This is a genomic window from Actinoallomurus sp. NBC_01490 (assembly GCF_036227085.1).
Classification (GTDB): domain Bacteria; phylum Actinomycetota; class Actinomycetes; order Streptosporangiales; family Streptosporangiaceae; genus Actinoallomurus; species Actinoallomurus oryzae.
Genome location: NZ_CP109433.1, coordinates 10,835,853 through 10,851,121 on the forward strand (window position 1 = coordinate 10,835,853; position 15,269 = coordinate 10,851,121).

Annotated in this window: 15 protein-coding genes; 4 read left to right on the forward strand and 11 right to left on the reverse strand. The window is 72.5% G+C overall.

From position 1 onward, the window contains the following. Window positions 1–88 precede the first annotated feature (88 nt). A complete protein-coding gene (locus tag OG417_RS49910) occupies window positions 89–889 on the forward strand; it encodes an HAD family acid phosphatase (protein ID WP_329245566.1) in 801 nt (266 codons plus the stop codon). A gap of 66 nt (window positions 890–955) precedes the next feature. Here OG417_RS49910 and OG417_RS49915 read toward each other — a convergent pair whose 3' ends face one another. The 5 genes from OG417_RS49915 to OG417_RS49935 form a co-directional block, all read right to left on the reverse strand. After that, on the reverse strand, window positions 956–3,454 hold the full coding sequence (locus OG417_RS49915) for an ABC transporter permease (RefSeq protein ID WP_329245569.1): 2,499 nt from the start codon (window positions 3,452–3,454) through the stop codon (window positions 956–958). A 2-nt stretch (window positions 3,455–3,456) separates the two neighbouring features. After that, window positions 3,457–4,221: an ABC transporter ATP-binding protein gene (locus tag OG417_RS49920; protein ID WP_329245572.1), complete on the reverse strand. Its 765-nt coding sequence runs from the start codon at window positions 4,219–4,221 to the stop codon at window positions 3,457–3,459. 154 nt (window positions 4,222–4,375) lie between these two features. Then, window positions 4,376–4,645, reverse strand: coding sequence for a chaplin (locus OG417_RS49925; protein ID WP_329245576.1), 270 nt, complete (start codon window positions 4,643–4,645; stop codon window positions 4,376–4,378). Window positions 4,646–4,762: 117 nt separating this feature from the next. Continuing rightward, window positions 4,763–5,437 carry a response regulator transcription factor gene (locus tag OG417_RS49930; RefSeq protein WP_329245580.1) on the reverse strand — a complete coding sequence of 225 codons (675 nt, stop codon included), beginning with the start codon at window positions 5,435–5,437 and terminating at the stop codon, window positions 4,763–4,765. Window positions 5,438–5,465: 28 nt separating this feature from the next. Continuing rightward, window positions 5,466–6,680 carry a sensor histidine kinase gene (locus tag OG417_RS49935; protein WP_329245583.1) on the reverse strand — a complete coding sequence of 405 codons (1,215 nt, stop codon included), beginning with the start codon at window positions 6,678–6,680 and terminating at the stop codon, window positions 5,466–5,468. 91 nt (window positions 6,681–6,771) lie between these two features. Here OG417_RS49935 and OG417_RS49940 point away from each other — a divergent pair, with 91 nt between their 5' ends. After that, complete coding sequence (locus OG417_RS49940) at window positions 6,772–7,800, forward strand: SAM-dependent methyltransferase (protein ID WP_329245586.1); 1,029 nt, start codon at window positions 6,772–6,774, stop codon at window positions 7,798–7,800. Here the strand turns inward: OG417_RS49940 and OG417_RS49945 are convergent. The 3 genes from OG417_RS49945 to OG417_RS49955 are packed head-to-tail and all read right to left on the reverse strand — an operon-like array spanning window position 7,760 to window position 11,036. Continuing rightward, window positions 7,760–8,953 carry a cytochrome P450 gene (locus tag OG417_RS49945; protein WP_329245588.1) on the reverse strand — a complete coding sequence of 398 codons (1,194 nt, stop codon included), beginning with the start codon at window positions 8,951–8,953 and terminating at the stop codon, window positions 7,760–7,762. The genes OG417_RS49940 and OG417_RS49945 overlap by 41 nt on opposite strands. Next, a complete protein-coding gene (locus tag OG417_RS49950; protein WP_329245591.1) occupies window positions 8,941–10,395 on the reverse strand; it encodes a PH domain-containing protein in 1,455 nt (484 codons plus the stop codon). The genes OG417_RS49945 and OG417_RS49950 overlap by 13 nt, the downstream gene beginning before the upstream one ends. Beyond that, window positions 10,392–11,036, reverse strand: coding sequence for a PH domain-containing protein (locus OG417_RS49955; protein WP_329245594.1), 645 nt, complete (start codon window positions 11,034–11,036; stop codon window positions 10,392–10,394). The genes OG417_RS49950 and OG417_RS49955 overlap by 4 nt, the downstream gene beginning before the upstream one ends. 55 nt (window positions 11,037–11,091) lie before the next feature. Between OG417_RS49955 and OG417_RS49960 the strand changes: the two genes are divergently transcribed. Further along, complete coding sequence (locus OG417_RS49960) at window positions 11,092–12,255, forward strand: NADH-quinone oxidoreductase subunit D (RefSeq protein ID WP_329245595.1); 1,164 nt, start codon at window positions 11,092–11,094, stop codon at window positions 12,253–12,255. A 5-nt stretch (window positions 12,256–12,260) separates the two neighbouring features. Here the strand turns inward: OG417_RS49960 and OG417_RS49965 are convergent, their stop codons facing one another. Continuing rightward, complete coding sequence (locus OG417_RS49965) at window positions 12,261–12,623, reverse strand: winged helix-turn-helix transcriptional regulator (protein WP_329245596.1); 363 nt, start codon at window positions 12,621–12,623, stop codon at window positions 12,261–12,263. A 124-nt stretch (window positions 12,624–12,747) separates the two neighbouring features. Between OG417_RS49965 and OG417_RS49970 the strand changes: the two genes are divergently transcribed. Beyond that, window positions 12,748–13,416 carry an NAD(P)-dependent oxidoreductase gene (locus OG417_RS49970; protein WP_329245599.1) on the forward strand — a complete coding sequence of 223 codons (669 nt, stop codon included), beginning with the start codon at window positions 12,748–12,750 and terminating at the stop codon, window positions 13,414–13,416. Between the two features lie 39 nt (window positions 13,417–13,455). On the opposite strand, the gene OG417_RS49975 is transcribed toward OG417_RS49970, so the two are convergent. Continuing rightward, on the reverse strand, window positions 13,456–14,115 hold the full coding sequence (locus tag OG417_RS49975; RefSeq protein WP_329245602.1) for a response regulator transcription factor: 660 nt from the start codon (window positions 14,113–14,115) through the stop codon (window positions 13,456–13,458). Next, entirely contained in the window at window positions 14,112–15,266 is a 1,155-nt protein-coding gene (locus OG417_RS49980; RefSeq protein WP_329245604.1) for a sensor histidine kinase, read from the reverse strand. Before OG417_RS49980 ends, OG417_RS49975 begins: the two co-directional genes overlap by 4 nt. Window positions 15,267–15,269 lie beyond the last annotated feature (3 nt).

The following is a 15,269-nucleotide window of genomic DNA, read 5'->3' on the forward strand; positions in this document are numbered from 1 at the left end:
CCGGTCTCCCCCGCCGGTGAATGAGACACGAACCTCGCGGCCGAAGCGCGTGCTGCGACGGTACGCACGAGAAGACGAGGAACCCTTGATGGCAGTACGTTTCCGCCGGACCCTCCGCAAGCACGCCCTGACCGCCACCGTCGCCACCGCGGTCGCCGCCACCACCCTGTACGCGGTGGGCGCGGCGAACGCGACCGGATCCGTACCGCGCAGCGACAAGGAGATCCCCAACCTCACGAACGTCGTCAACGAGATCAAGGCGTACTACGGCGACACCGTGGACGGCTCCGGCGAGCACCACGCCTCCGCCGACAGCAGCTACGCCAAGCAGGTCGCCGGCGTCGAAGCCAGGGCCGGGGCCTACCTGAGGCAGGCCGTACGGCACCCCAGGCCGGGCAAGAAGCCGGCCATCGTGCTGGACGTGGACGACACCTCGCTCCTCACCTACAACTACGAGCTGGAGGTCGGCTTCAACTACACCCCGGCCTCCAACGACGCGTACATCCAGAACAAGAACATGCGCGCCGTCTTCGGCATGCCGGCCCTGGTCAACTGGGCCGCCGACCACGGCGTCACGGTGTTCTGGATCACCGGCCGTCCCGAGACGCAGCGGGCCGCCAGCGTCCGCAACCTGGCCGCCGCCGGGTACACCTCACCCGCCGACACCACCCACCTCTACCTGAACACCAAGGCGCCCACCGCCTACCTGCCGTGCTCGGCGCCGACCTACACCTGCACCACGACCGAGTACAAGTCCGGGACGCGCCAGCACATCGAGTCGCTCGGCTACGACATCACCGCCAACTTCGGCGACCAGTACAGCGACCTGAACGGCGGCCACGCCGACCGGTCCTTCAAGCTCCCGAACCCGATGTACTACCTGCCCTAGGGATGCGTGAGAGGCCCTTCACCGTGGCGTGAAGGGCCTCTGTCGATCGATCGGCGCGGCGATCGGTCAGTCGCTCGCGAGTGAGGCGACGATCGACGCCCGGGCCGCCCGGCGGCTGGGGACGACGGCGGCGATGAGGCCCGCCAGGCCCGCGACGAGGACGAACGCGACCACCCGCAGGACCGGGAAGCTGAGGACCGCGCCATCGGCCACGGCGTTGACCGCGGCCCACCCGAATCCCGAGCCGAGCATGACGCCGAGCAGCGCGCCGATCACGGCCATGATCACCGCTTCGAGCGACAGCATCCAGCGCAGCCCGTCGCGGGTCAGGCCGAGCGCCCGCAGGAGCGCCGACTCACGGGTGCGCTCGACGACCGACAGGGTCAGCGTGTTGGCGATGCCGATCAGCGAGATGATGATCGCCAGCCCCAGCAGGGCGCCCACGAGCACGAACAGCTGGTTGAACGCCTTGGTGAACTCGGCCTTCACGTCGGCGAGGCTGCCCACCTTGACCGTCGGGTACGCCTTGGTGGCGTCGTCGATCACCTGGCGGGACACGTCCGTGGACACGCCCTTCTTGGCCATGACGTAGACCTCCGAGTCGTCCCGGACGCCGAAGGCGCGGTCGAAGTCGGCCTCGTTGATCGTGACGTTCGGTATCGGGGTCTCGCCGGAGAAGACCGCCACGACCCGCAGCGAAAGCCGCTGGGCGCCGCGTGTCACCGTCACCTGACGGCCCACGCCCACGCCGAAGGACTTGGCCGTGTCCTCGTGCAGCGCGACGGTCCCCGGGGCCAGATCGGTGATCGAGCCCGCGACGATCTCGGGCTTGATCGAGCGGCCGAGCGCGTGGCCGGCGACCGTGCCCACGCCGGTCTCCTGGCCGTCGAACCGCGCGTCGTCCGCGTTCCGCACCTCGATCACGTCGCTGAGCTGTGGCTTCGTGCGCAGGGTCGCGGCCGCCTGCCGGGGGATGAGCCGGTCGCCCACCGTGGTGAGCTGGTAGTCGACGGGGAACTGCTTGGCGAGCTGGGCGGTGGTGGTCGCCTGTGAGGAGGCCAGCGCGACCGAGAACGTCGTCATCAGCGTGACGCCGACGGTGAGGGCGATGGTGGTGATCGCGGCGCGCTTGGGGTTGCGCCCGGCGTTCTCCCGCGCGAGCCGGCCCGGCACGCCCAGCAGCCGCGCCGGCAGCCAGCCGACCACGCCGCTGAGCCGGCGGACGATGAACGGGCTGAGCGCGATCACGCCGAGGAAGATCACCATCGAGCCGGCCAGGACCATCAGGAACGGGCCCTCGCCCGCCTTGGTCATCAGCGCCAGGGCGACGATGCCGAGGCCGGCGAGGACGAGCAGCGAGCCGAGGACCATGCGGATGATGCCCGCGCGGCCCTTGACCGGCCCCTCCGCCTGGGTGCGCAGCGCGGCCACCGGCGGCACGCGGGTGGCCGCGCGGGCCGGCAGCAGGGCCGAGACGAGCGTGACGGCCAGGCCGACCACGAGACCGACGACGACGGGCGTGACCGACACGGACACCGAGCCGACCGAGGTGTTGTCGGCGGAGGCGAACAAGGTCGCGCCGCCGGCGCCCAGACCCACGCCGGCGAGCACGCCGAGCGCGGACGCGGCCAGGCCGACGATGGTCGCCTCGGCGAGGACCCCGCGGAACACCTGGGCCCGCGTCGCGCCGACGCAGCGCAGCAGCGCCATCTCCCGCGTCCGCTGGGCGATGAGGATGTTGAAGGTGTTGTAGATGACCAGCGCCGCGACGAACAGCGCCACGATGGCGAACGCCAGGAAGAACGCCGTCAGCTCGCCGGTCGACAGGCCGGAGGACTTGGACAGCCGGTCGGCGAGTTGCGCGCTGGTGAGCACGTCGTACGATCCGCCCGCCGCCTGTGCGACCGCGTCGCGCAGCGCCGCGTCGCTCGTGCCCGGTGCGGCCTTGACGTCGATCTCCGCATAGCCGTGCTCGCCGGTCATCTCCGCGGCGGTCGCGGCGGTGAAGCCCACCGCGCCGCGGTAGCCGACCTCCTGGTCGACGCCGAAGTCGACCAGCCCCGAGACGGTGAACGAGCGCGCTCGGTTCTGCCGGTCGATGACGGAGACGGTGTCACCGACCTTGTAGCCGGTGCGCCGGGCGGTCTTGGTGTCCAGCACGACCGCTCCGGGACCGGCCGGGGGACGGCCGGATTCGACGTGGTACCGCTGCAGGGCGCCGGTGGAGATGGACACCCCCGCCGTGCCGCTGTCGCCGTACACCTTGCCGTCCTTGCCGACGAGCGGGGCGGTGCCGCGCACGAGGCCCTGGGCGTCCTGGACCCCGGACACTCCCTTGACCCGGGAGAGCAGCGCGGCCGGGACGGTGTCGGCGTCGCCGCCGGGCAGGACCGCGACCGAGACCTTGTCGGCGGAGGCGGTGAACTGCTGGTCGAAGCCGGCCCGCATCGTGTCGGTGAGCACGAAGGTGCCGGACACGAACCCGACGCCGAGGGTGATGGCCAGCGCGGTGAGGACCAGCCGCAGCAGGTGGGCGCGGAGCCCGGCCAGAGTCGTCTTCAGCACGGTCAGACCTCCAGCCGCTTCAGCGCGTCCAGCACCGTGTCCGGCGTCGGCCGGGCCAGCTCGGACCTGATCATTCCGTCACGCAGGAAGACGACACGGTCGGCGAAGGAGGCCGCCACCGGGTCGTGGGTGACCATGACGATCGTCTGGCCCATCTCGCGCACCGACGAGCGCAGGAACCCGAGCACCTCGGTGCCGGAGCGGGAGTCGAGGTTGCCGGTCGGCTCGTCGGCGAAGATGACCTCCGGACGGTGCAGGAGGGCGCGGGCGCAGGCGACCCGCTGCTGCTGACCGCCGGACAGCTCACTCGGCCGATGCGAGAGACGGTCGCGCAGGCCGACCGTGGCGACGATGTGGTCCATCCAGGCCCGGTCCGGCTTGCGACCGGCGAGTTCGAGGGGCAGCAGCATGTTCTGCTCGGCCGTCAGCGTCGGCAGCAGGTTGAAGGACTGGAAGACGAACCCGATCCGATCGCGGCGCAGGCGGGTCAGCTGCCGATCCGACAGCCCGGTGATCTCCACATCGCCGAGCGTCACCGAGCCGCGGTCGACCGTGTCCAGACCGGCCAGGCAGTGCATGAGCGTGGACTTGCCAGAACCCGACGGCCCCATGATCGCGGTGAAGGCTCCACGGGCGAACGCCACACCGACCCCGCGCAGGGCGTGGACGGCGGCGTCCCCGGAGCCGTACACCTTGGTCACATCGGTGGCGACGACGGCCGGCGGGGCGTTGACAGCGGTGCTGATCACGGATGACTCCTCGGTCATGGACGGAACGTGATCAAAACTAGGGACGGCCGGCCCCGCTGCCATCGCCCTCACGGCCATCGTCATGTCGGTCCGCGCGTTGATCCGCTGTGCGACCTGAGGACTACGAAGGCCCCCGCGCGGTCGTCCGCGCGGGGGCCGTCGAGTGCTGCGGTCAGGAGTCCCAGGGGGTGAAGCGGCGGTGATGGTGCAGCCCGTACCCGGCCGAGGCGCCGCCGCGGCACCCCGCGCGTGCGCCGCCGACGACCGCGACGGCGTTGCCGCAGACGTTCACCGGGATGGAGATGGGCACGACGAGCTGGTTGCCGCCGAGGATGCTGCCGTCACCACTGGTGTTGATGTCGGCGTTGGCCGGCGAGGCCAGCACGAGGGCGCCGGACACGGCGGCCGCGACCACTCCGGCCGCGGTGAGCTTCTTGAGCACGTGAATCCTCCCGTACATGGAGATTCGCGACCACGCGTGGCGTGGCCGATACGTACGGTAGTTATCCAGGGACTCTCAGCTAATGGCAATGGAACGGCCGGTCGCGTGATGCAATCGTTACGCTTCGTGACTGCTCTGACCGCTTTTGATGAGGCCGGTCTCGTATGCGAAGACCACGGCCTGCACCCGGTCTCTGAGGCCCAGTTTGTTGAGAATGCGCCCGACATGCGTCTTCACGGTCGCCTCGGAGACGTACAGCTCCCCGGCGATCTCGCCGTTCGACATGCCGCGCGCGACGAGCTTGAGCACCTCGGCCTCACGCGCCGTGAGCGACTCCAGGGCCGCGTCGGTGGTGCCGTCGTCGTCGGGGATGTGCTCCACGAACCGGTCGATGAGGCGGCGCGTCGTGCTCGGCGCGACCACGGCGTCGCCGGAGCTGACCGCGCGGATCGCCTCGATGAGCTGCTCGGGCCCGGCGTCCTTGAGCAAGAACCCGGCCGCGCCCGCCTTGAGCGCCGAGAAGGCGTACTCGTCCAGGTCGAAGGTGGTCAGGATGATCACCTTCGGGCCGCCGGGGCGCGAGCAGATCTGCCGGGTCGCCTCGATGCCGTCCATGCGCGGCATGCGCACGTCCATCAGCACCACGTCGGCGGAGGTCGCGCGCAGCGCCTCCACCGCCTCGCGCCCGTCGGAGGCCTCGCCGGCCACCTCGATCCCGGGCTGCGCGTCGAGCACCATGCGGAACCCGGTGCGGACGAGCTCCTGGTCGTCGACCAACAGCACCCTGATCATGGGCGCTCCTCCGCTCCACCGCGCTCGCTCACGGCGTACCGACCTCCTGTTTCGCCGGGGACTCGCGCACCGGCATCCGTGCGACGACCTCGAAGCCGCCGCCCCGCGCCGGTGCGGCGGTCACCTCTCCTCCGTAGACCGCGACCCGCTCACGCATGCTCACCAGGCCGTGGCCGCGTCCGTCCGAGAACGTCGCGCCGCGCCCGTCGTCGCGGATGCGTAGTTCGACCGCTCCGTCACCGTAGTGCAGTTCGACCCACGCGGTGGCCGAAGGGCCCGCGTGTTTCATGACGTTGGTGAGGGCCTCCTGCGCGATCCGGTAGAGGGCCAGTTCCATGCCGCCGGGCAGCGGTACCTGCGCCCCGTCGATCGTCAGCTCGACCGGCAGCCCGGTGGAGCGGATCTGCTCCACCAGGTGCGGGAGCTCGTCGACGCCGGGCTGGGGCGCCAGGGCGGCCTTGCCGTCGCCCTCGCGGAGAACGCCGAGCATGCGGCGCATCTCGGTGAGCGCCGACCGTCCCGTGTCGCCGATCGCCCGCATCGCCCGCTTGGCGCGTGCCGCGTCGGTGTCGATCGCGTACGAGGCGCCGTCGGCCTGGATCACCATCACGCTGATGCTGTGCGCGATGACGTCGTGCATCTCACGGGCGATCCGGGCGCGTTCGGCCGCGGCGGCCACCTCGGCCTGCGCGTCGCGTTCGCGTTCGAGCCGGCGGGCGCGCTCTTCGAGGCTGAGGGTGTACTTGCGCCGGGTGCTGATGTACAGGCCGCACAGCCAGATCGCCCCCAGGGCGATGGAGTCGGGGCTCAGCTCCCGCCATGTGCCCTGAGGTTCGGGCTGGCTCATGAGCTTCCAGACCAGCAGGATGAGCCCCAGCTCGTTGACCAGCAACGCGGCCAGCGCCCACCGGAAGGCGCACTCCGCCGCGACGGTGTACATCGCGACGAGCAGCGCGAGGTCGAACACGGCGACGTTGGCGCCCACCAGCCACTGGAGGAACGCCACCCCGGCGATCACGGCGAACACCGCGCGGGGCCACCGGCGCCGCCAGACCAGCGGCAGGCACATCGCGACGGCCAGCGCGAGGTTGAGGAGGTAGGGGGTCTGCTGGGGGAGGCCGTCCGATGTCGTCTCGATCCACCGGCCCCGCACGATCACCGCCACGGCGCCGAGCGGCACCATGAACAGGGTGTCGACGAGCCGCTGGTGCCTTCTCAGCCAGGCGAACAGTCGGGGGACCATCGCCCAAGCGTATTTTTCGTTCGGCTCGGCGCGCGTCAGTCCCAGGTCGGAGCCCGCGTACGACCTGGGGAGCACGCGATACGGTCAAGGCGTGAGTCAGGTCGGATGGCGGACGGCGATGGAGCACGCGCTGTACGGGGCGGACGGCTTCTACACCCGCGGCGAACGGCCCGCGGCCCACTTCCGCACCTCGGTGCACGCCTCACGTCGCTTCGCCCACGCGATGGCCCGGCTGGTCACCGAGGTCGACGACGCTCTGGGCGGGCCCGCGCGGTTCGACCTCGTCGACGTGGGCGCCGGCTCCGGAGAGCTGCTCGCCGAGATCCACGCGACCGCCGGGCTGGACGGGCGCCTGCGGCCGATCGCGGTGGAGGTCGCCCCGCGCCCCGCCGGGCTGAGCCCGGCGATCGAGTGGCGCGACCGGCTGCCGGACACCGTCACCGGCCTCGTCATCGCCAACGAGTGGCTCGACAACGTGCCGCTCGACGTCGTGGAGCTGACCGGCGAAGGACCGCGGCTCGTCGTGGTCGACCCGGCCACCGGCGCGGAGCTGCCGGGCCCGCCGCCCTCCCCCGAGGACACCGCCTGGCTGGAGCGCTGGTGGCCGCTGCGCGAGCCCGGCGACCGAGCGGAGGTCGGCCGGCACCGCTGCGCCGCGTGGGCGTCGGTGATCGGACGCCTGCGGGGCGGGGTGGCCCTGGCCATCGACTACTCCCACGAGCGCGGCCGGCGCCCGACGTACGGCACGCTCACGGGCTACCGCGACGGCCGATGCGTCTCCCCCGTGCCCGACGGCTCGTGCGACATCACCGCCCACGTCGCACTCGACGCGTGCGCCGACGCGGGCGAGAGCGCCGGTGCGACGGCGACGCTGCTCACCACCCAGCGCGCCGCACTGCGCGCCCTGGGCCTGCGCGGCGCCCGGCCGCCCCTGGAACTCGCCCGCACCGACCCGCGCGGCTACCTCCAGGCCCTGCGCGCGGCGGGCGAGGACGCCGAGCTGATCGACCGCGAGGGCCTGGGCGGCTTCGGCTGGCTGGTCCAGGCGGTCGGCGCCGAGATCCCCCGCTCGCTGGCCGCTACACGACGACGGGAAGTGACTCCAGACCGCGCAGGATGAAGCCCGGTTTCCACGTGGGCTCGGCGACCGGGCGCAGGTTCGGGGCCGCGCGCAGGAGCGCGGCCATCGACTCGGCGAGTTCGATCCGGGCCAGCGGCGCGCCCAGGCAGAAGTGGATGCCGGCGCCGAAGCCGATGTGCGGGTTCGGGGTGCGCGACAGGTCCAGGGTGTCGGGGTTCGCGAAGACCTCCGGGTCGCGGTTGGCGGAGGCGAACTGCAGCGCCACCTCCGCGCCGCGCGGCACGCGTACCCCGGCCACCTCGACGTCCTCCAGCACCCAGCGCTCGAACATCGGCGCCGGCGTGTCGTAGCGCAGCAGCTCTTCGACCGCGGTCGGGATCAGGCCGGGGTCGGCGCGCAGGCGGGCGAGCTCGCCCGGGTTGCGGAACAGGGCCCACCAGGCGTTGCCGGTGGCGTTGACGGTCGCCTCGTGGCCGGCGTTGAGCAGCAGCACGCAGGTGCCGACGAGCTCGTCCTCGGTCAGGCCGTCGACGGCGGCCAGCGCGCCGATCAGGTCGTCGCCGCGCGGCCGGCGGGCGAGCCCGCGCAGGTAGTCGGAGAACTCCACCGCGGCGCGTACGGCCGTGTGCTGCACCTCTGCCGGCGGGTTCAGCTCGTACATGCCGCAGATGTCGGCCGACCAGGGGCGGAGCAGGTGCCGGTCGCCCTCGGGGATGCCGAGCAGCTCGGCGATCACCGTCACCGGCAGCGGCTCGGCGACCTCGGCGAGCAGGTCGCCTCCGCCGCGTTCGACGAGCCCGCCGACCAGGCCGGCGGCGAGTTCGCGGACGCGCGGGCGCAGCCCCTCGACCATCCGCGGGGTGAACGCCTTGGACACCAGGCGCCGCAGCCGGGTGTGGTCGGGCGGCTCGACGTCGAGCATGCCGGCGCGGATGAGGTTCCAGAACGGCGCCAGGAACTCCGGCTCCGGCGGCCGCCCGAACTCCTCGTGCGTCGCGACGTGCAGGTACGACCGGCCGAGGCGGCGGTCGCGCAGCAGGGCGTTCACGTCCGCGTGGCGGGAGACCACCCACTGGCCGGTCGGCTCGTCGAAGAAGACCGGCCGCTCGCGCCGCAGCACCTCATAGGCCGGGTACGGGTCGGCCACGAAGTGCGGGGACCACGGGTCGTACGTCATGGTCAGGTCGCCCATCGGTCGGTGCGCTGGTCGGTGGCGCGCGCCCGGTGCGCCCGCTCGGCCGCGGACTCCACGATCGCCCGCGCCTCGCCCAGCTCGCGGTTCTCGGCGGCCACCTGGACCGGACCGGGCGGCGCGTCGACGTGGACGGTGCCCAGGCCCAGCAGCCGCTGGAGCGGCCCCGAGGTCATGCGTACGCTCTGCGCCCGCGCGTGGGCGATGACGTCGAGCCGCCGGCACACCCGGCCCCGCTGGGTGACGAAGACGGCGTCGTCGGTGCCGGCCGCGCTCCGGCCGAACGGTGAGCGCAGCGACCGCGGCGCCGGCAGCAGTCGCACGGCCTCCGCGTCGGTGCCGGGGAAGACCATGCCGACGAGGTGGAAGGCGACCCGGCGCGGCGCGACGGGCAGCAGCACCGAGGACAGCGCCTGGCGGTCGCCGACGTATCCGGCGACGGTGACGTCGAGCCGCGCCCAGCCGAAGCTGCGCCACAGCAGCGGCTCGACCACGCGCACCGCCTGGACCCGGCCCGGCGGCACGGTCTGCATCCGCGTCTCCATCAGCCCGTACCGCAGGCGCAGCCCGTCCGGCGACACCGCGGCCTTGAACCTCGCGTGCATGACCAGCGGCGCGACGACACCGCGCGCCAGGCCGAGCAGCACCGGCAGCGCCGCCGCGAGCACGCCCAGCTCGCGGAAGACCACGCCGAACGCCAGCAGCGCCACCAGCAGCATCAGACCGCCGATGACCGGGAGCTTGAGGAGCTGTGAGCCGAGCAGCGTGCCGAACCAGACGCGCCAGTACGGGCGTTCGGGCGCCTCGGGCGTGTGGCCGGGCAGCCCGGCGGCGCGGGCCAGCAGCTCGGCGCGCAGCTGCTCGGCCATCGCCCGGCCGAGGTAGCGGAACCGGGTCTCGGCCTGGTCGCCGCCGGCCAGCTCGACGCGGACCTCGGCGAGCCCGAACACGCGCGTGACCAGCGGGCGGACGACGTCGACCGCCTGGATGTGCGACAGCGGGATCCGGCGGTTGCGGCGGCGGACGATGCCGGTGTCGACCACCAGGTCGTCGCCGGAGATGTGGAACTTCAGCGACCACCAGGTCCAGAAGCCGATGATCGCCGCGACCGCCGCCACCGGCATCATGACGAGCAGGAACCGCGCGATCGACCGCGGCGTCAGGATCACCTCGACGCCGTCGGCGGTCTGGCCGAGCAGCAGCGTGTAGCCGCCGAGTACGAAGACGATCACCAGGACGGACAGCGCGCTGATCACCGCGGTCGACACGTGGAGGCGGTGCACGCCGCGGGAGAAGTGCACCGGCGGCGGAGGCGGCGGCCCGTACGGGACCTGTCCGTACGGCGAGCCGGGCGGCCCGTACGGCGAGCCCGGCGGCCCGTACGGGGGCGGGGTGAAGACGGGCCGGCCGTACGGCCCGTAGCCCGGGGGTCCGGCGTTCAAAGACCGATCGACCTCGATTCACCCTTCTGAGCGAGCCGGTCGCGCAGGACGGCGGCGTCGCGGGCGGGCAGGCCGGGGATCCGGGCGTCGGTGGCCGCCGCGGCCGTGTGCAGGCGTACGGTCGCCACGCCGAGCCACTGTTCGAGCAGCCCGGCCGTCACGTCCACGTACTGCATCCGGCCGTACGGCACGACGACGAGGTGCTTGACGAAGAAGCCGTGCGTGACCAGCAGGTCGTCGGCCCGCTCGGCGAACCCCCAGGACCGGTAGACCAGCTCGGCCACGATCCAGCCCATCGCGCACGCGACCACGATCACCCCGAGCCAGATCAGCCCGCCGAGGAGGCCGGACGCGCGCGCGAGGACGAACGCGCCGACGATCGTGATGGGCAGCGCCCACAGCAGCACGGCGATGCGCCGGTGCCAGGTGAGCCGAGGCGACACACGGGCCCACACCATGCCGGCCGGTGGGTCGAAGGCCTGCTCGGCGCGACCGCCGATCGGCACCGGCGACGGCCCCGCCGGTCCGGGTGGCGCGGGCGACGTGAACGGCGGCGCGGGCACGGCCGCGTGCGGCAGGATCCGCGGACTGCCGGGCGGCATGTCCCGCGGCTCGCGTGCGGGCGGGTGGCTCTCGTTCATCGAGCCCAGTCAACCTCAACCGGCCCAGGTTCCGCGACACCCTGGGCATGGCACGATGGGCGTTGTGAGCACCGAGCGCATCGTTGGCGTGGGATCGGGGGTCAAGGACCTCGCGACCGAGGACATGACGCTCAACATCGGGCCGCAGCACCCCTCGACCCATGGCGTCCTCCGCCTGCGCATCACGCTCGACGGCGAGCGCATCGCCGCCGCCGAGCCGATCATCGGATACATGCACCGTGGCGCGGAGAAGCTGTTCGAGGTCCGCGACTACCGCCAGATCATCGTGCTGGCCAACCGGCACGACTGGCTGTCGGCGTTCGCGAGCGAGCTGGGCGTCGTCCTGGCGGTCGAGCGGATGCTGGGCATGGAGGTGCCGGCGCGCGCGGTGTGGGCCCGCACCCTGCTGGCCGAGCTCAACCGCGTGCTCAACCACCTGATGTTCCTCGGCTCCTACCCGCTGGAGATCGGCGCGATCACGCCGATGTTCTACGCCTTCACCGAGCGGGAGCAGCTGCAGCACGTCATGGAGGAGATCTCCGGCGGCCGCATGCACTACATGTTCAACCGCGTCGGCGGGCTGAAGGAGGAGCTGCCGGCGGGCTGGCTGGGCCGGGTGAGCGAGGCGACCGCCGCCGTACGCCGCGGGGTCGGCCAGATCGACCGCCTCATCATGGACAACGAGATCTTCCGCGCCCGCACGCGCGGCGTGGGCGTCCTGACGCGCGAGCAGGTGGAGCAGTACGGCGTGTCCGGGCCGATCGCGCGGGCGGCGGGCGTCGACTTCGACCTGCGGCGCGACGAGCCGTACCTCGCCTACGGAGACCTGGCCGACGTGCTGCGCGTCCCGGTCCGGAGCGAGGGCGACTGCCTGGCCCGGTTCGAGTGCCTGCTCGAACAGGTGCACGTCTCGCTGGACCTGGCCGACGCCTGCGTCGAACGCCTGGCCGCCCTGCCCCCGGGCCCGATCAACCAGCGCCTGCCGAAGGTCCTGAAGGTCCCGGAGGGGCACACCTACGCCTGGACGGAGAACCCCCTCGGCATCAACGGCTACTACCTGGTCTCCCGCGGCGAGAAGACACCGTGGCGGCTCAAGCTGCGCTCGGCCTCGTTCAACAACATCCAGGTGCTGACCGAGATGCTGCCCGGCAACCTGGTCGCCGACATGATCGCCATCCTGGGCTCGATGTTCTTCGTGGTCGGCGACATCGACAAGTAACCGGCCTACGGCTCGTACGTCTCGCGGGCGCGCAGCAGGGCGGGCAGGTGCTCCTCGCTCCAGATCCGCGCGGCGTCGATCAGCGGCACCAGGGTGCGTCCGAGCGGGGTCAGGGCGTACTCCACCCGTGGCGGGTTCTCGTCGTGGACGGCGCGGGTCACCAGGCCGTCGCGCTCCATCGCCCGCAGGGTCTCGGTGAGCACCTTCGGCGTGACGCCGCGCAGGGGCTCCTTCAGCTCGGTGAACCGTCGCGGGCCGCCCTGGAGACAGCGCACCACCATGCCCGTCCACTTGCCGCCGATCCGGACCGGCATGGCGCTGGAGGGGCACAGCGGATCGAACTCCGGCAGCGGCGCGGACTCGGCCATGCGCACGAGGTTAACCGCACGGAAGGGCACGTGTTCCCCTTGACCGGTTCCGTTGAAGTAACCGGCACTCCGCTGAATACCGTCCCTGTCCGGCGTGCGAGAGACGTGCGCGGGAGGGAGCGAGATGACCGGCATCGTGGTTTATGGGGCTGGTGGACGGGCCGGCCGGGCGGTCACGGCGGAGGCACGGGGACGCGGGCATCGGGTCACCGCGGTGGTCCGCGACCCGGCCCGGTACGGCGATCTGGAGGCGGAGGGGGTGCGCGTCGTCCGCGGCGACGTCACGGACCGGAGCACGGTCCCCGCGATCGTCGGCGGGCATGACGGCGTGGTGCACGCGGTGAGCCCCTTCAGCGGCCCGGAGCAGGGGTTCGCCGGCCTGGACCCGGAGTTCTTCGTCACCGCCGCCGACGCCCTGCTGGACGGCATGGCCGCGGTGAGTGTGCCCCGCCTCGTGGTGATCGGGCTGTTCGCGAATTTGAACGACGCCTCGGGCCGCCCGGTGATGGACGATCCGGCCGCCTTCCCGCCCGAGATCCGGCCGTTCGCCGCGGCGCACACCGCGGGCCTGGACCGCCTGCGGGAGCGGGACGGGACGGCGGTCGACTGGCTCGTGCTCACGCCTCCGGCCCGCCTGGAGCAGGCGGAACGGACCGGACGGTACACGGTCGGCGGGGAGGCGGCTCCGCCCGCGGACGCACACCTGTCGTACGCGGACCTGGCGGTGGCGATCGTCGACGAGATCGAGACACCCCGGCATCACCGCACCCGCGTCTCGGTCACCACCCGATGACCAGGAGGCACCGGGCCGGCCTGGACGCACCGAGCCTGCTCAGGACTCGCCGGGGGTGATCAGCCCGGACTCGTACGCCGCGATCACGGCCTGAACCCGGTCGCGCAGGCCGAGCTTGGCGAGCACGTTGCTGACGTGGGTCTTCACCGTGTGCTCGCTGACCACCATGGCGACCGCGATCTCGGCGTTGGTCAGGCCGCGGCCCAGCAGCTTGAGCGTCTCCCGCTCGCGTGCGGTGAGGGCGTCCAGACGCGCCGACCCGGTGTCCGGACGGGGCCGGCGGGCGGTCAGGTCGGAGATCAGCCGGCGCGTGACCGTCGGCGCCAGCAGCGACTCGCCCGCCGCGACGACGCGGACCGCGTGCACGAGGTCGTCGCGGCGCACGTCTTTCAGCAGGAAGCCGCTCGCCCCGCCGTACAGCGCGTCGTAGACGTAGTCGTCCTGGTCGAACGTTGTCAGCATCAGCACCCGGCAGTCGGTCCGCGCGCACACCGCGCGGGCCGCCTCGATGCCGTCCATGCCCGGCATCCGGATGTCGAGCAGGGCGACGTCGGGACGGTGTTCGTGGACCGCCGCGAGCGCCGCGGCACCGTCGCCCGCCTCGGCGACCACCTCGATGTCGGGCTGCGCGTCGAGGATCATCGCGAAACCGCTGCGCACGAGCTCCTGATCGTCGGCGATCACCACGCGAATGCTCATGCCGGCACTCCCACCCGCGCGTACGGCAGGGTGGCGGTCACCCGGTATCCGCCGCGCACCGGGCCGGCCGCGGCCGTGCCGCCGCAGGCCGAGGCGCGCTCGCGGATGCCGATCAGGCCGTTGCCCGTCCCGGCGGACTTGCCGCCGCCGGCGCCGTTGTCCACGACGGTGATCTCCAGCCCGGTGTCGCTCCAGTCCAGGCTCACGGTCACCCGGCTCGCGCCCGCGTGCTTGACCGTGTTGGTCAGAGCCTCCTGGACGATCCGGTACGCCGCGACCTCGGCGTCCGCGGGCAGCGGCCGGACCTCGCCGGACGCCCGCAGGCCGACCTTGAGGCCGGGGGTGCCGTCGACCTGCTCGACCAGCGCGGGCAGGCCCGCCACGGTGGGCTGCGGCGCCCGGCTGGCCGTGTCGCGCTCCTCCTTCAGCATGCCGAGCATGCGGCGGAGCTGCACCATCGCGTCGCGGCCCGCCTCGGCGATCGCGTCGAAGGCCTGTTCGGCGCGGTCGGGGTTCGCCCGTACGACGACCGGCCCCGCCTCCGCCTGCACGACCATGATGCTGACGGCGTGGGCGAGGATGTCGTGCATGTCGCGGGCGATCCGGGCCCGCTCGGCGGTCGCCGCACGGGCCAGGTCGAGCTCGCGTTCGCGCTCCATCTCGCCGGCCCGGTGCGCGAGCGCCTGCAGGCGGATCTCCCGGTGCCTGGCCAGCAGCCCCAGCACGTACGCTCCGCTCGCGGTGAGCACCCCGATGACACTGGTCGTCATGCTCTGGGAGAACGCGATCGCGACCGTCCCGACCGCCAGCAGCACGGCCACCTCCCGGACCCGCCGGTCGCCCCAGGCGATGGAGTAGGCGGCCACCAGCATGCCCCAGGCGATCGGCTCGTTGGCCGCGTGCCGGACCTGGTTGTAGCAGAACAGCGCGACGAAGATCACCAACAGGCAGGCCAGAGGAAACCTGCGACGCCAGATCAGCGGCAGCGCCGTACCGGCGGTGAAGATCCACGCCCAGTACGAGAACGGGCCGGGCTGGTTGACCCGCGGGAGCACGAACGGCGCGTAGAGGACCGCGAGCACCATCAGGGCGACCACCGTGTCGGCGAGGTAGGGCCCGGCGACGCGCAGCCGGATCGGGGGGAGACGCACGGC

Coding starts and splice junctions, on each gene's coding strand:
- OG417_RS49910 (WP_329245566.1), top strand. CDS start 89: ATGGCAGTACGTTTCCGCCGGACCCTCCGCAAGCACGCCCTGACCGCC.
- OG417_RS49920 (WP_329245572.1), bottom strand. CDS start 4,221: ATGACCGAGGAGTCATCCGTGATCAGCACCGCTGTCAACGCCCCGCCG.
- OG417_RS49930 (WP_329245580.1), bottom strand. CDS start 5,437: ATGATCAGGGTGCTGTTGGTCGACGACCAGGAGCTCGTCCGCACCGGG.
- OG417_RS49935 (WP_329245583.1), bottom strand. CDS start 6,680: ATGGTCCCCCGACTGTTCGCCTGGCTGAGAAGGCACCAGCGGCTCGTC.
- OG417_RS49945 (WP_329245588.1), bottom strand. CDS start 8,953: ATGGGCGACCTGACCATGACGTACGACCCGTGGTCCCCGCACTTCGTG.
- OG417_RS49955 (WP_329245594.1), bottom strand. CDS start 11,036: ATGAACGAGAGCCACCCGCCCGCACGCGAGCCGCGGGACATGCCGCCC.
- OG417_RS49960 (WP_329245595.1), top strand. CDS start 11,092: ATGGGCGTTGTGAGCACCGAGCGCATCGTTGGCGTGGGATCGGGGGTC.
- OG417_RS49965 (WP_329245596.1), bottom strand. CDS start 12,623: ATGGCCGAGTCCGCGCCGCTGCCGGAGTTCGATCCGCTGTGCCCCTCC.
- OG417_RS49970 (WP_329245599.1), top strand. CDS start 12,748: ATGACCGGCATCGTGGTTTATGGGGCTGGTGGACGGGCCGGCCGGGCG.
- OG417_RS49975 (WP_329245602.1), bottom strand. CDS start 14,115: ATGAGCATTCGCGTGGTGATCGCCGACGATCAGGAGCTCGTGCGCAGC.